The following is a 15,137-nucleotide window of genomic DNA, read 5'->3' as shown; positions in this document are numbered from 1 at the left end:
TTTATCCCTCCAAATGAAAAAAGCCGGCCACCGGGTACTCCACCCTGCTGCCGGTCCTGATCTGATTTCTCAGTTCCTGCATCCTCCGATCGATCCGTTCCAGCTCGTATAGATTGCTCCGCTCTCTGTCACTGGTCTCGATCACCGCCTTGACCCCGCCATTTTCAATGACCAGCCTACGGTCCCCCATCAGAGCCAGCAGCGGATCATGGGTGGACATTAAAACCATCTTCTCCTCGCGTACGAGAAGCTCCAGGGCTTTCTTCCTGTCCACGCCCGCATTCTCGATCTCATCGATCAGAACGACCGGGGAGCTGCTGAGCATTGCCGTGTCGGCGATCATCAGCGCCCGCGACTGGCCGCCGCTTAACTGGGTCAAAGGGGTATTCTCCCCGAAGGGCTCGCCGGCCAGCTCATTGGCCTGGTCAAAGATCTCTCCGGCCGTCTCCTCAATCCGATTCACCATCCGGCTCTCCCCGTGGAATTTTAAAAATTCCATCACGGGCAGGTCCATCACGAAATTCATATTCTGGGACAGCTGGGCAATCAGCTTATTCTCAATGGAAAAGCGTTCGGCGGACACAGGCGGCCTTCCGTCAATGAGCACGGTCCGCCCCGTCTGTGTATCCTTCTGCGCCAGACATTCGATATCGGCAAGCAGCCTGCTCTTTCCCGAACCGGTCGGTCCGACAATCGCCAGCACATCGCCTTTTCTGATGGTCAGGTTAAGTGTTTCCGGCGTCCCGTCCTTTCGGCGGCCTCCAAGTATCGTGATGGTGCTGATAGAGGACTGCTTCCGTTTCAGCTTCTCCATGCGGCTTAAAAACTCCAGGAAGTGCTCTTTAAGCTCCTGCTTTGAAATACCAATGTCTTCCAGGGTATCCTCATTAAGTCCCATGATATCGGCAAGCAGCGGCTGCCCTGTGTGATGGAGCCCCTTCAGGCCCTGTGCCAGGAAGAAATCCCCGGCATAGGGATAGCGCCGGAGAATCTCTTCCCATGACAGGCGGAGCAGCTCCTCTGTGATCTCTGTCTCTGCTCCCATAAGCTTACTCTGCCCGTAAGGAGCGGGCCAGAAGCTCGTCCACTTCACTGTCACTCAATTCATAGTGATAGAACATCTTATAAAATTCTTTCGCCTCTTTTTTGATATCATAATCCGCATAGTCGGGATACAGTAAATTCTGCACCCATTTGATGCCGATGATGGTGTTTACACTCGGCGGACGGTCGAACCAGTTCTGAGGCACGGCTGGAGTCTCATAGACGTGCTTGTCCTTTACTGCCTGGATCACAGACCACTGGGAGTCACTTAAGATCTTGCTGTAGCTGCCTGAATCGTCGTAGCCGTTGTCGGTACACGCGATTATGTATTCCGGATCCCAGGATATCACCTGCTCCATGGAAACCTCTGTTCTTCCGTAGCCCGGGCTGACATCACAGTCTGCCACGTTAATCCCGCCGCACAGGTCGATTAAACGGGAGTGGGCTGACCCGGAGGGATCCGTGTTGAGACCCAGGGATTCTTCCGCATAGTATACCGTCACCTTCTTATCTTCCGGGATTGCGGCGGTGATCTCTTTCGCCTTATTGATGGTATTCTCCGTGTAGACAGCCAGTTCCTCGCCTCTCTCCGTATTTCCCACGATCTCGCCAACAAAACGGTATGCGTCCGCCATATAATCAAAATCCGTGTTAATCAGCACCACCGGAATGCCCAGCTTTTCCTGAAGCTGATCCGCCGTGTCGATGGATGACTGGTCTACACCGGATGCCAGCACCAGGTCCGGAGCCGCCTTTATGATCTCTTCCACATTGCCCTCATTGCCTTTTCCATACCAGCCGCCCAGATTCGGAAGGCTCTGGTAATGGTCGCTTGTAAACTTCTTCTCCGCGTCGGACAAATCAAAATTGGTACCGGCCACCATCGTATCGTCAAATGTATACATGAAATTCGTTCCCACCGGGCTGGTGGAATATACGCTCTTCACTTCATCGGGCACCTGGATATCACGCCCCGCCATATCCTTTACCGGTTTTTCAGATGATGCTTTTTCTGTTTCCGCCGTCTCCGGCGCAGTTGTGGTCTCTGCCGCCGCAGTCGTCTCCGCCGCAGTCACCGCAGTTGCTGCTGCGGTCGTTGTGTCCGCCGGCTTATTCCCGCATCCGGTTACGATGGACGCGGTCAGAACTGCCGCTAGACCCAGTGCATAAAATCTTCTTCTCATAGTTTCCTCCTGATTGGTTATTACGTTATTTTTTTAAAAATATAACGAGTAGGTACATTTTACCATAATCTTCCTCTATTTTCAAGTTCTTTATCCGATTTGACAAAAAAACAGAGCTCCGGATTCAGTTTTTCGTGATTCTAAACTGAATTCGAAGCTCTTTTTTCAATTTCCGGAACATGGATTCTAATCTCTTGTCAGTTTCCTCATCCAGTTTCCATACCTCACTTCCAGGAATGCCGGAACCACCTTAAATATCTGATCCGCGTTCAGGCAGCAGACTACCACGACCGGAGATGCCTTTACGACAAACGCCATAAAAAGAGAGACCGGTATGACGATCAGCCAGATACTGATCAAATCCATCTTGACCACGAACATGGGATTTCCCCCACCGCGGATGATTCCGTTGTTGGTGGGCATCTGGTAGGACATTCCCACGCATACGACGCTTAGGATAATCAGGAACGTATTGGCCATATCCCGGGTCTCCGCCGATAAATCGTAGAGGCCCAGCACCGGTATCCGAATAAAGAACAGAATCGCACCGGATACAATCCCGATCAGGACAAAGACTCGCTGAAGGCTCCGCGCGTAGCTTCTGGCCAGTTCCCGGTCCCCTGTTCCCACCGCCTTGCCGATGATGACGGACGTGGCCGCGGCCGATCCCACCGCCATGGACTTCACCATCAGGAACAGGGTCGACGCCACGCTGTTGGCCGCGATGGCATTGGCCGTCATATGCCCCAGAATTACGGTCTGCAGCGCTGTGTTGACGCCCCAGAGCCCCTGCACGGTGAGCATGGGAATCGTAATTTTTAAGTAATCGCCGGTCAGGACACGATCCCATGCGAGATAATCCCGCCATCTCAGGTTGAGTCTCGTCTCTTTTTTCGCTATGTAGAGAATTAAAACAACGCATTCCAGAATCCGCGCGGCCAGTGTGCCGATGGCGGCTCCCTCTACGCCCATCTCCGGTGCTCCGAAATGACCGTTTATAAGCACGTAATTAATTCCGCAGTTGACGAACAGGGTGAGCACCGACAGCTTAAATGCGATCTTCACCGTCTCCACACTGCGGAGCGTAGCCAGCAGAATCTGGGTCACTGCAAAAAACAGATAGGTAAATCGAATGATATTGAGATACCGGGCGCCCTCTTCGATGATTCCGCTGTCGCGCGTGAAGATTCCCATGACACGGTACGGAATCAGGCTCATGACTGCCAGCAGAACAGCCGAGAGAATCAGCGCGAAACGCATGGCCGACGACGCGAGCTTCTTCATGGGCTCTGTCTGATGCTTTCCCCAGTACTGGCTTCCCACAATCACCACACCGTCTCCCAGTGCGTGCAGGAGCTGCTGGTACACAAACTGAATCTGGTTGACAGCGGCCACCCCGGCCAGAGCCGTCTCGCTATACGCTCCCAACATCAAATTGTCTGCCAGATTAACGCTCAGTGTCACCACATTCTGCAGCACCAGAACGACCGCCAGCGACAGAAAGCGGCGGTATAATTCCCAGTCTTTTTTCACAGTCTCTTCCCCCGAATATCAAAAAATGCCGTTTTTCGGCAATAAAGTCCTATCCATTATACATCATCGGGAAAATATTTCCAAGATTAAAGAATCATAATAAAATATCCCTGCCGGGATCTTCATCACAAGATTATCCAATATATGGCAAATCTGTCTCTGCACACTGCCGCGCTGCCGTGATATACTAGGTTCAACTTCTCCTGAGTACCGCTTTTCCCCCAAACTGCGCGGTACTCTTTTTATTTGTCAGAGTGTCTCATTTTTGTGCGGCGGCTCTTCCATTTGATTTATATTTTTCGTTCTCTCACCGGAACCAGGAGATCCAGCTGAAACTCTTCCGGCTCCGTATTTGCCAGTTCCACATGGCTTATATAATTTAAGTGTTCCTCCAGCAGGCCGCACATATGCTCCTGGTCCGCCATATCCCCCGCAAACTCGTACTTCTCATTGCTGTTAACCCAATTGAGCAGCAGATCCCACTCATTAAAACTGCCGAAGGAAATCATATGGGCGGCGTAGATACCTCCCACAAACAGTTTCTTTACAAGCGGAGCCGGGACCTCCATGTCCTCCGGGATCGTCACCCAGCTCTCATATCCATGGAAACCGGTCGCATCCGTTGGATTCGGATGATTAAAGCCATAGTGCCTTAAGTCAGGCTTTCTTCTATGAAGACCTGTCTCCCTCACAAAACGGTCCAGCATCTCATTCACATGAATTTCCGGCTCATCGCCGACATAGTGGGCAGCCGCCACAGCGGAAGGCGGCAGGTAGATAATCCGTACATCCCCGATTCTGGACAGTCCTGCTTCCGCTTTCTTTAATTTCTCCATCGTCTGATCCTCCTTAAAGTTAATACTGATAAGGCCGAAAGACTCAATGGAGTCTGCCAGAACATCATCCTTCAGCAGAATTTTCTCCAAAGGCAGTTCTGCGGTTCTGCTCAGTTCTTCCACAAAATGGTTCAATATCTCTTTGACCACAGAGAGTGCCGTCATTTCTTCATTTAGATTTCTAATGTTCTCGCGGAATATTTCAATCGCCGCTACCGCGTCCTCCTTCAGCAGAATCGCCTTGATCTGGCGCACAGGGATACGCAGCCTGCGGAGCAGCAGAATCTGCTTCAGCCGCAGTACAGCCTTTTCATCGTAGATCCGGTATGCATACCCCTCCTGCCGCAGGCTCTCCACGAGGCCCGCCTGCTCGTAATAACGCAGCATCCTCGTGGATATCCCCAGGCTCCTCGACACCTGGCTCACAGTCATAAGCTCCATGGTTCTCACCTCCTCATGACTTGAGTATAAACGACGACACGGTGTCGAAGTCAACTGTTTTTTGTAATTCATGCGATCATGCATTTCATTTTATTTTTCTCTCACCGGCACGAACTTTGCCCGGTTCATCAGGGGATGCTCCAGCCTGACAGCCCCTTTTACCGGACAGGCCATGACGCAGGCGCCGCAGTAGTAGCATTCTCCCGGATACATAACAATGGGCGGTTTTCCCTTCGTTTCTGACGGAAGCAGGATATCGCACTGGCAGACCGATGCACACCGGTTGCATCCGATACAGAGGCTTTCATCGTAAATGATCGGCCTGGCGCTGCTGGCAACCGGCTTCACTGTAAATTCAGGCTTTTTCATGGCTGATCTCCTCCATATAATCCTGGTTGCGCCGTTCGTACTCCTCCTGAAGATTTCCGAAGAAATCGAGAGGAACGCTTCGCTCCCTCACCTGGCCGTCTTCCTGGCGGATGACGATATGGCGCCGTTCCCCTTCCGGATCCATCTGCGGATAATCACTTCTTTGAAAGCACAGCGGCTGCGAACTGGACCGCCGCCGCAGGCAGGCGTGAAGCACCAGCTGGGCCACGGTCAGAATATCCAGGACCTCATGGGTTCTCATGAGGTCGTGAGGGTTGGCGCACGACAGAGTGGGAACCACCTCCCGCTCATAGCTCTCCAAAAGGTCCAGCCCCTCTTTTAGAAGCTCCTCACATTTCACACCGCCGCAGTAGTTCTGCATTGCCTTGGATATCGCCATATTCAGCTCTTTCCAGTTGGTTCCATCCTTCACGTAAAGAGGCGCGTACAGCCTCTCTTTTTCCCGATCGGCCTCTTCCCTGCTAAAATCCTCCAACTCATGATCCGAAGCGCAGTCTGCCGCCTTTCTTCCCGCGTAATATCCCGTGGCACAGGCAAATCCCGCGCAGTCGGAGGCGTACAGCTGGTCTCCGGCCGCATAGACGCCATCGATGTTCGTCATTAAATCCCAGTCGTGCATGATTCCGCCCGGCGCTCCGAAGAACTGGCGCTCCTGCTCCAGAAAGCTGGCGGACTGCCAGCCGGTGCCGTAGCTCTGGAGCATGTCCTTTTCCGGATCAAATCCCCGTTCGGTATAATTTTCCAGAATCGGAATTCTGGTCTTCGCCTCCTCGCCGACCATCATTCCCCAGATAACGCGGCGTTCATCCTCCGGCATGCGGCTCAAATCCGCATAGAACGGGAGCTGGTATCCCCGGCGGATCAGTTCCTCGAAGTCCAGAGTTTCCGGCCCCCGGTATTCATACTTCGGATTGTCGATGACTCCGCCTTTTAGGAAGAATTTCTGGCCCCGGGCCGGATAGTACCGCTCGGATACGGTTTTCAGTTCCTTTCCGTCACGGTCCACGTATGGAATCTCCACGCCTCTGGCATCCACCATGGTGGCCGCGTACCAGGTATTGTGGTTATTGCCGGTTCCGTATGCGGGGAAACTTCTTCCTGCACCCGAAAATTCCGCGCGCACCGATTTCTCCATCATGGTAAATTCCACTCCGGCCCGCCAGCCCATGGCATGGCCGCTTCCGATGCTCTGCATGGGACGAAATTCGCATAAGCCCACCAGATCCGGATTAAACAGCCAGACTCTGGCCGGCCTGGACATGGTGAGAATCGTGGCCTTCGACCGGAAGATATAGAATTTTCCCGTATGGACATCCATTCCGCAGGCCCCGGCTCCCTTCTTCTTTCCGTCCTTTACCGCGGTAAGCAGAGCCGTGGCCTCCGTCCTCTCATACACCTTCACGCCCAGTCTCTTCAGTTCCCGCGCCAGGGCAGGCTTAAAGGTGGTCCCCCAGACGCGCAGGGTAAATTTGTTTTTATAGTCATAGGCAAACATCAGCTTCGTCTTCTCATCCCGAAACTCTGCGCCCTTAAATTCATCTCCGGTATCCCTCACCTTTCCGCCGAAAGACTCCAGGTCCAGGAGCCGGTCGTATCCCTCGCGGCATTCGATGTAGTGGGCGATTCCATTGCTGTACCAGTCCTGTTCATGGACGTAGGCCTCCGCGATCTCTTCGGGCGTCACCCCGGAACAGGGATTGGTACAGGCTGATTCCCAGTGGTCAAAACCCGTTCCTGCAGAACCGCTTCGTTCCACGGCCCCCTTTTCCACCAGCACCACGGATTTTCCTTTTCTGGCCGCGGCTATGGCGGCAAAGCAGCCCGCCAGCCCGCCGCCCAGGACAAGGACATCGCTGGTTACGGTCTCCTCATCCCCAATCTCATTGGCATAGGGCCAGCTGTATGTTTCTGCACTCATTTTACTCCTCCATTCTGTCCACGCATCCCGGACATGCCGCAAAGTGTCCCGGGCTGACTTCTTCAAGCATAATCTCGCCGGTCCTGCATTCCTCTTTCACAAACGGGCACCGCGCCGCAAACCGGCATCCAGGCCCCGGATTCACCGGACTGGCCACCTCTCCCTGGAGAAGACTCCTCTTCTTGTTCCTCGATTCCGGGCTGGGATCGGGGATCGCCGCCAGAAGGGCTCTCGTATACGGATGGAGCGGCTTCCTGAAAAGCTCGGCCGACGATGCCTGTTCCACGCATTTCCCCCGGTACATGACCATGATCTCATCGGATATGTGTTTGACCACAGACAGATCGTGTGTAATAAACAGATACGTCAGATTCATGCTGTCCTGAAGGTCCATCAGGAGATTTAAAATCTGAGCCTGAATCGACACGTCGAGGGCCGACACCGGCTCGTCGCATACGACAAAGGCCGGTTCCATAATCAGCGCCCGGCCAATTCCGATTCTCTGGCGCCGGCCTCCGTCCAGCTCGTGCGGATAGGCGCCCGCAAGGCGTCTGGCCAGGCCGACGGTCTCCATCATGGCATCCACCCGCGCCTCGATCTCCTTCTTATCCTTACAGACCTTATTGACGATCAGGGGTTCCGCAATCAGCTGCCGGACATTCATGCGCCCGTTTAAGCTGGAGTAGGGATCCTGAAAAATCATCTGCATTCTGGGGCGTATCCGTTTGAATTCCTTCTTTCCTACACTCTGAAGGTTCGTTCCCTCAAACAGGATCTCGCCGCCCGTGGGCTCGTCAAGGTATAAAAGCGTGGAACCCAGCGTGGATTTTCCGCAGCCGGATTCTCCCACGACTCCCAGCGTCGTTCCCCGCTTAACGGAAAAGCTCACATCATCCACTGCGTGAAGCAGACCGGAGGGCGTTCCAAAATATTTTTTTAAATGTTTTACATCCAACAGCAGATCTTCCATCACTCTTGCCCTCCTTTGTTATCGCGGTACAGATGGCAGCGGATCAGATGGCCGTTTTCCTCATATACGGCCGGTGCTGTCAGACTGCACGGCTCCATGCACTTCGTACACCGGGGCGAGAATTTGCAGCCCTTCGGCAGGTTCGTCGGATCCGGCAGAATTCCCTCGATGGGATGAAGGCGCTTCGTCTCCTCCGTAAGGCTGGGAATGGATCCAAACAGCCCTTCCGTATAGGGATGGTGCCTGCCGCCGTTAAAGATATCGCTCAGCGTTCCGTACTCCACAATCTCCCCGGCATAGACGATGGCCACCTTGTCACACGTCTCCGCAACCACCCCCAAATCATGGGTAATCATGATTACGCTGGTTTCGTATTTTCTCTGAAGGTCACAGATCATCGTCAGTATCTGCGCCTGTATGGTAACGTCAAGGGCGGTCGTCGGTTCATCCGCGATTAAAAGCTCCGGACTCAGAATCAGGGCCATGGCGATCACCACGCGCTGGCGCATGCCGCCGGAGAACTGATGGGGATAATTGGCCTTCCGCTCTTTCGGAATACCTACCATCTCCAGAGTGTCCTCCACCCGCTTTTCAATCTCTTTCTTTGACAGGCCGTCGGTGTTGTGAAGCTCCAGGGCCTCGGCGATCTGGCTGCCCACTGTGAGGACCGGATTTAAGGCCGACATGGGATCCTGAAATATCATGGATATTCTGGCTCCCCGGATTTTCTCCATCTCATGGGCGCTCAGTTTCCCAAGCTCCGTCCCCTCAAACCGGATGGCTCCTCCCGTAATCTTTCCTGTCCGTTCCGGCAAAAGCCCCAGGATGGTCAGCGCCGTCGTCGTCTTTCCGGCCCCCGTCTCTCCCACCAGCCCCAGAGTCTCCCCTTTTCCCAGGGAGAAGCTGATTCCGTTTACGGCGTGCACCGTCTCCATATCCGTCTCGTATACCACGGACAGATTTTCGATCTCCAGTATCGTTTCACTCATTGCGCCACCTCCTTAGTCCTTCAGTTTGGGATCCAGGGCGTCGGTAAGTCCGTCCCCCACCAGATTAAACGCCAGGGAAGCGAGCAGAATAAAGACACCCGGGAAAAACAGCAGATACGGTGAAGTAAACATATACTTCTGAGCACCGGAGAGCAGCGCGCCCCATTCCGGAGACGGCGGCTGGATTCCCATGCCGATAAAGCTCAAGCCTGCGGCCGATAAGATCATGCCGGAAATGCTCATCGTCGTGTTTACAATGATCGGCCCCATGGCGTTGGGCAGCACGTATCTGAAAATAATGCGCGCATTGGAGGTCCCGTAGGACTTTGCCGCCCGGATGTAATCCTGTTCGGCCACAGTCATGACCACCGACCGGATCAGTCTGACATTCCCCGGAATACACGATATGGTAATTGCGATAATCAGGTTCTTTAAGTTCGTTCCCAGCGCCGCCACCACGGCCAGAGACATGAGAATCGGCGGCACGCAGATAAACACGTCCATGATGCGGCAGATGGTATTGTCGATCACTCCGCCGAAATATCCCGCGCTGGCTCCCAGCACGGCGCCGATCACCAGCGCCATTAAGCTGGTGGACACGCCGATGAAGAGAGAATACCTGGAACCGTGAACCACACGGGCAAATAAGTCCCGGCCGTATTCATCCGTCCCGAAGAAATGCGCGGCTCCCGGCATCAGAAGTCTTGCACCCCCGTCCTGTTCGATGCATTTGGAATAGGGGACAATGAGGTCGGCAAACACGGCGATGGCGACGATCACCACCAGGATAACGAGGCCGAGCATGGCCGCCTTATTCTTCTTAAACCGGTACCAGACTTCGTTCCGGATGGCGTTCTTGCGTTTCTTTCCCTTAGCCACGGCTCTTTCCTCCCTCCTGGTATTTGGCCTTGATTCTCGGATCGATGAAGGCGTACAGGACATCGACCAGAAGAATGATAAGGCTGAATAAAAATGCCAGAAACAGGGTGGAGCCCATGACCACGGGAATATCCTTCTGCCGGATAGCCGTCGTGATTAAGGTTCCCATCCCCGGCATGGCAAACACGGTCTCCGCAATGATCGCGCCGCCTAAGGAGGCCCCGAAGCTGGTGCCCAGCGTTGTGACGACCGGCAGGAGGGCATTTCTCAGCGCATGGCGCATGATAATCCGTTTCTCGCCCGCTCCCTTGGCCCTGGCCGTCCGGATATACTCCTGCCTCACCGTCTCAAGCATGGCGGATCTGGTGAGGCGGAGCAGGCTGGCGGCCGACCCTAAGGATATGGTTATGGTAGGCAGAATAAAATGCTTCAGAGTGCCTGCGCCGTAGGATGGCAGCAGCCCCAGATGCAGGGAAAATACCAGCATCAGCATGAGCCCCAGCCAGAATCCCGGTATGGAGGCAAACACCAGCGCCACAATCACGCACGTATGGTCCAGCACGGAATACTGTCTCACCGCAGAGACAATCCCAAGCAGTATTCCGATAAAAGCGGAAAGGGACATGGAAAATACGGTCAGAAGCAGTGTGTTCGGGAACCTGGCGACAATATCCTGTATGACCGGCTGCCGGCTCTGGTAGGATACTCCCAGATTAAAATGGAATACGATATCCCCGATGTAGTTAAAAAAGCGGATCAGAAACGGCTTGTCATACCCGAATTCCGCGTTCAGAGCCGCGATATCCTCTTTCGACGCCGTGATTCCGAGGATAATGGAACCTGGATCTCCCGGCGTCATAGATAAGATGGAAAATACTAAAAATGCGACTCCGAGCAAAACAGGAATCATGTACAGAAGCCGCTTGGCCACGTATTTGGTCATGGAGAATGTCCTCCCTTCCACGGATTAAAGCCTTACCAGGCAAAATCATAGATGTAATACACTGCCTCGTACGGAATTTCCGGGCATTTCAGTGAAGAGCTGTATGCGAACAGCGTAAGCGGATTAGCCAGCGGAACGTAGATGGCTTCCTCCTGCGCTTTCGTAAAGATCTGGTTAAAGAGCTCCGCGCGCTCTTCCTTGTCGTTGGAAACCCGTGTCCTGTCAAACAGCGCATCCATCTCCGCATCCGAATATCTGGCATTGTTGGCAGTTCCGATGTAATCGCTGGCGAAGGCCATCTCCATCATCTGGGTATCCCCCTCCAGCGTCATATTCAGTGCGCTGATGGTATAGCTGCCGCTGGTCAGATCTCCGATATAGGAATTAAATTCCTTTACGGAAATCGTCGTCTCCAGTCCGACTGCCTTTAAATCATTCTGGATTACGGTGGCGAGATTGGAATACTTTTCGGCCACCAGCATTTCTCCCAGCTGATACGGCGTCGTGATGCCTGCCTCGGCCAGAAGGGATTTGGCCTTCTCCGGATCGTACTCGTATTTCGGCTGTTCCTCGGAGTAGCCGAACCGGTTGGCGGAACATAAGTTGGAGTTTACCGTGGCCTCTCCGTCATAGCAGATCTGCACCAGATTCTCGCGGTTGATGGCATAGTTTAACGCCTGGCGCACTCTCACGTCATCAAATGGTGCCTTATCCAGGTTCATGCATACATAGGAGAAGCTGGAGGTTGGAATCTCAGCGATGGTGACATTTTTGTCCGCCTTCAGCTGCGGAAGGCTGGCCGAGTCGATTTCCGCAAAATCCACCTCGCCCGTCTGAATGGCGATCGCCATGGTAGACTGGTCCGGAATGACCTCGAAGGTCACTTTTTTAATCGCCGCATCCCCGCGGTAGTAGCCGTCATACGCTTCCAGCGTTACACTGCTTCCCTTGCTTCTTCCCGTAAATTTGTACGGGCCGCTGCCCACCGGCTTATTGACAAAGTCGTCGGCCGATTTTTCATAATACGCCTCGGAAGCGATATGGACGGAACAGGCCCCCAGCAGGAACGGGGAGTACGGATTATCCAGGTGGCAGACCACGGTGTGGTCATCTGCAGCTTCCGCGCTCGCCAGTCCCGTCACCTGGGAATTCTGGTACTGGGAATCCTTATACAGATTCAGGGAAAATACCGCATCCTTTGCCGTAACCGGCGTGCCGTCGTGGAAGGTGGCGTCCTCCCGCAGATGGAAGGTGTAGGTCTTTCCATCCTCGCTCACCTCGTATGATTCCGCGAGACGCGGCTCCGGATCGTGTTCGCCATCCGGATTCATATACATCATCGTGTCATAGAGCTGGTTTAAAACCGTAAGCTCTGCGGTAGTGGAGTAATCCGACGGATGAAGCGTGTCAATATCGGCGCCCATGGCCACCACCATATCGGTATTTCCGGAGCTGGACGCACCCGCGCCCGTCTCCGATGACTGACTCTGTGTATCGTTCTGTGTATTGCCTGCGGTTCCTGAACCGCCGCAGGCGGTAAGCGACAGCGCCGTCACCGCCGCCAGAATAACTGCCATACCCTTTTTCATAATCTTGCTCCTCTCTCTTTACCAATGGATAAATTCGATCTCTTCTTTCTTCAGGAAACCCGCCTTACTGCCGTAGGCCCTGATGGTCTCCTCATCGTATAAATTCGTACCCTGGAATACCATGCGGACTTTTCTCACATTTCCGATATCGGCCAGTGGATTCCCATCCAGCACCACGAAATCGGCATCCATGCCTTCCCGGATACTTCCCTTCTTCTCTTCCAGGCCAATATGTGCGGCCGGATTGACCGTAGCCGCCTTCAGAGCCTCGAAAGCCGTGCATCCGTAGAGCTCCACCAGCTTCTCCAGCTCATCTGCCATGGAAAAGCCTGGGATAATTCCCGGATAAGCGCAGTCTGTGCCGGCCATGAACCGGTCCGAATATTCCAGAAAGGTTCGTCCTCTGCCGATCACCACACGGATATCGGGGCGAACGCCCTGGCTGCGGTAGCTCTCGATGATTTTCCTGTTTCTGTTCTCCCAGCTCTTCCGCTCACATTCCGGGAGATCTTTAAAATGCTCCAGCTCCGGCAGCATTTTACCGTTCCAGACATAGTCCGGCAGTGTTTCGCATACGGCCTGTGTGGGAGTAAACCACATCCCGGCTTCGGCCAGATAGCGGATATCGGCCTTGTGGGACGGAAGGGAGCTGCTGTGCTCACAGCAGTAATAGCCGGCGTCTGCCAGCACCTTGTCGTCCAGCTTCTTGCTCATATGGCCGCATACGGGAAGCCCCTGCTGTCTCGCTCGTTTAAGCAGATACCGGTACAGCTCCGGCTCAATGGACGGATACGTCTTTAGCCACAAGAACCCATTCCGGATCGTATACTCGATCGCCTGCTCCACGTCCGCCTCCGTGCGGATGATCTCATTGGAATTGTCCGGTATACTCGGATCTTCTCCGTCATAGATGGGACCGCTGGAATAGATATAGGGGCCTGTCCGCTTTCCTGCCAGCGTCTCCGCGGCATATTCAGCGTGGCGTTTGTACCCCCGCATGTTTCTGACGGAAGTAACGCCGCAGGCCAGGAACATCTTTCCCATATAATCGGCGTCGTAGTGGCAGTGGCTGTCAATCAGCCCGGGGATCACGTACCGGCCGCTTATATCGAGGAACTTTGTTTCACCGTTTAATGTATCTGCCTCGCATCTCCAGGCATCTGCTTCACCGTTTAATCCATTCACGGGTTCCGCCGCTTCCTGAGCTGCAAATGCAGTCAGATTCCGGCCGATTTTCTGTATTTTCCCGTCCCTGATCAGGATATCCGTATCGTATTTTATGGTGCGGTCCCTCATCGTCAGGAGGTTTCCATGTGTCAATATGTACTGTTTCACCCGGCGCCTCCCATCCCACTCAGAAGCGGAATTCATGCTTTGAAATTGCCGTACATAATCTCGCTCCCGCCTCGATGTCATCCTTTGAGGCTACACAGCTCTGGCAGTGGGGATATCTGGTCACGACGGCGATTCCGCCCGCCCTGGCTCCGACACCGGACATATTCATGCTGGATGCATCCGTTCCGCCCTTGTCGATGACTTCGGGCTGCCATGCAATTCGTTCGCATTCACAGCATTCCTCCATGGCTGCAACCACTTCCTCGTCGCAGATTACCGACGGATCCGCGTATTTGATCGCAACGCCCTTTCCCACGGTATTGCTGCCTTCCAGATCGCAGGGATAATCGTGGGCCGGTGTGATGTCCACCGCAATGCCGATATCGGGACGAATCCGCTCTGCCGTCGGCTTCGAACCTCTGCATCCCACTTCTTCCTGCACGGTAAACACATAATAAATATCGTTTGGATACGTGCCGTCATTCTCCTTCAGCGCCTCCAGAAGCTGGTAGCAGCCGATCCGGTCATCCAGGGATTTGGAACACACCAGATTGTTCTGCAGATCCACGTATTCTCCGTAATAGCCGCAGACGGAGCCGACTTTAACGTATTTTAATGCGTCCTCCTTAGATTTTGCTCCGATATCGATATAGAGCTTGCCCACATCGTTATGGGCGTCCTCGATGGCTCCCATACAGCCAAACACGCCGGTTACGCCGTTGCGGAACCGCACTCTGGCGTTGTAAGCCGAGGCCGCCCAGTTCCACCCCACGTTGCAGACACGAAGACGGCCGTCCTCCTCGATCTTCTTCACCATGAAACCGATTTCGTCCATATGGGCCGCAAACATGATCCTCTTCGACTGCGGGCCTCCCTGTCCTTTCTTAATTACTATCAGATTACCGATCGCATCCGTTATCATATCGTCCGCATAGGCTGCGGCTTCCTTCTCAATCAGCTCTCTCACTTCTTTTTCATAGCCGGCGATTCCCTGGGCCTGGGTCAGCCGTTTCAGTAATTCCTCGTTTCTCATATGTCCTTCTCCCGTTCTCTGCTTTTTCGCTTTAACGCGTCACATAATTATTG

The 15,137-nt window shown here is 53.9% G+C and carries 13 protein-coding genes; all 13 read right to left on the bottom strand.

What is annotated here, in order from left to right:
* Window position 1: 1 nt before the first annotated feature.
* Entirely contained in the window at window positions 2–1,045 is a 1,044-nt protein-coding gene (locus H8S80_RS05945) for an ATP-binding cassette domain-containing protein (RefSeq protein ID WP_117632143.1), read from the bottom strand.
* A 4-nt stretch (window positions 1,046–1,049) separates the two neighbouring features.
* Window positions 1,050–2,228 (bottom strand): ABC transporter substrate-binding protein, encoded by a 1,179-nt coding sequence (locus H8S80_RS05940; RefSeq protein WP_038258146.1) that lies wholly within the window; start codon window positions 2,226–2,228, stop codon window positions 1,050–1,052.
* A gap of 186 nt (window positions 2,229–2,414) precedes the next feature.
* Window positions 2,415–3,761: an MATE family efflux transporter gene (locus H8S80_RS05935; protein WP_002604365.1), complete on the bottom strand. Its 1,347-nt coding sequence runs from the start codon at window positions 3,759–3,761 to the stop codon at window positions 2,415–2,417.
* A 290-nt stretch (window positions 3,762–4,051) separates the two neighbouring features.
* Window positions 4,052–5,038 carry a MerR family transcriptional regulator gene (locus H8S80_RS05930; RefSeq protein ID WP_117632141.1) on the bottom strand — a complete coding sequence of 329 codons (987 nt, stop codon included), beginning with the start codon at window positions 5,036–5,038 and terminating at the stop codon, window positions 4,052–4,054.
* Between the two features lie 90 nt (window positions 5,039–5,128).
* Complete coding sequence (locus tag H8S80_RS05925) at window positions 5,129–5,407, bottom strand: 4Fe-4S dicluster domain-containing protein (RefSeq protein ID WP_117632139.1); 279 nt, start codon at window positions 5,405–5,407, stop codon at window positions 5,129–5,131.
* Window positions 5,394–7,346, bottom strand: coding sequence for an FAD-dependent oxidoreductase (locus tag H8S80_RS05920; protein ID WP_117632137.1), 1,953 nt, complete (start codon window positions 7,344–7,346; stop codon window positions 5,394–5,396). The genes H8S80_RS05925 and H8S80_RS05920 overlap by 14 nt, the downstream gene beginning before the upstream one ends.
* Before the next feature lies 1 nt (window position 7,347).
* Complete coding sequence (locus H8S80_RS05915) at window positions 7,348–8,316, bottom strand: ABC transporter ATP-binding protein (protein ID WP_029466230.1); 969 nt, start codon at window positions 8,314–8,316, stop codon at window positions 7,348–7,350.
* A complete protein-coding gene (locus H8S80_RS05910; protein ID WP_002604371.1) occupies window positions 8,316–9,305 on the bottom strand; it encodes an ABC transporter ATP-binding protein in 990 nt (329 codons plus the stop codon). Before H8S80_RS05910 ends, H8S80_RS05915 begins: the two co-directional genes overlap by 1 nt.
* Window positions 9,306–9,317: 12 nt before the next feature.
* Window positions 9,318–10,184 (bottom strand): ABC transporter permease, encoded by an 867-nt coding sequence (locus H8S80_RS05905; RefSeq protein ID WP_117632135.1) that lies wholly within the window; start codon window positions 10,182–10,184, stop codon window positions 9,318–9,320.
* Window positions 10,177–11,127, bottom strand: a complete 951-nt coding sequence (locus H8S80_RS05900) for an ABC transporter permease (protein ID WP_002604373.1) — start codon at window positions 11,125–11,127, stop codon at window positions 10,177–10,179. Before H8S80_RS05900 ends, H8S80_RS05905 begins: the two co-directional genes overlap by 8 nt.
* 32 nt (window positions 11,128–11,159) lie before the next feature.
* The gene (locus H8S80_RS05895) at window positions 11,160–12,716 is read right to left on the bottom strand and encodes an ABC transporter substrate-binding protein (protein ID WP_025531280.1); all 1,557 of its coding nucleotides are present in this window, start codon (window positions 12,714–12,716) and stop codon (window positions 11,160–11,162) included.
* Window positions 12,717–12,734: 18 nt separating this feature from the next.
* A complete protein-coding gene (locus H8S80_RS05890; protein ID WP_181987951.1) occupies window positions 12,735–14,051 on the bottom strand; it encodes an amidohydrolase family protein in 1,317 nt (438 codons plus the stop codon).
* A 19-nt stretch (window positions 14,052–14,070) separates the two neighbouring features.
* Window positions 14,071–15,084 (bottom strand): M42 family metallopeptidase, encoded by a 1,014-nt coding sequence (locus H8S80_RS05885; RefSeq protein WP_025531278.1) that lies wholly within the window; start codon window positions 15,082–15,084, stop codon window positions 14,071–14,073.
* Window positions 15,085–15,137 lie beyond the last annotated feature (53 nt).

It is taken from the genome of Hungatella sp. L36 (assembly GCF_014288035.1).
Note: the sequence above shows the minus strand (reverse complement) of the source record. Positions and strands in the feature narration are given on the sequence as shown.

Coding starts and splice junctions, on each gene's coding strand:
- H8S80_RS05920 (WP_117632137.1), bottom strand. CDS start 7,346: ATGAGTGCAGAAACATACAGCTGGCCCTATGCCAATGAGATTGGGGAT.
- H8S80_RS05925 (WP_117632139.1), bottom strand. CDS start 5,407: ATGAAAAAGCCTGAATTTACAGTGAAGCCGGTTGCCAGCAGCGCCAGG.
- H8S80_RS05910 (WP_002604371.1), bottom strand. CDS start 9,305: ATGAGTGAAACGATACTGGAGATCGAAAATCTGTCCGTGGTATACGAG.
- H8S80_RS05945 (WP_117632143.1), bottom strand. CDS start 1,045: ATGGGAGCAGAGACAGAGATCACAGAGGAGCTGCTCCGCCTGTCATGG.
- H8S80_RS05940 (WP_038258146.1), bottom strand. CDS start 2,228: ATGAGAAGAAGATTTTATGCACTGGGTCTAGCGGCAGTTCTGACCGCG.
- H8S80_RS05895 (WP_025531280.1), bottom strand. CDS start 12,716: ATGAAAAAGGGTATGGCAGTTATTCTGGCGGCGGTGACGGCGCTGTCG.
- H8S80_RS05885 (WP_025531278.1), bottom strand. CDS start 15,084: ATGAGAAACGAGGAATTACTGAAACGGCTGACCCAGGCCCAGGGAATC.
- H8S80_RS05930 (WP_117632141.1), bottom strand. CDS start 5,038: ATGGAGCTTATGACTGTGAGCCAGGTGTCGAGGAGCCTGGGGATATCC.
- H8S80_RS05900 (WP_002604373.1), bottom strand. CDS start 11,127: ATGACCAAATACGTGGCCAAGCGGCTTCTGTACATGATTCCTGTTTTG.
- H8S80_RS05915 (WP_029466230.1), bottom strand. CDS start 8,316: ATGGAAGATCTGCTGTTGGATGTAAAACATTTAAAAAAATATTTTGGA.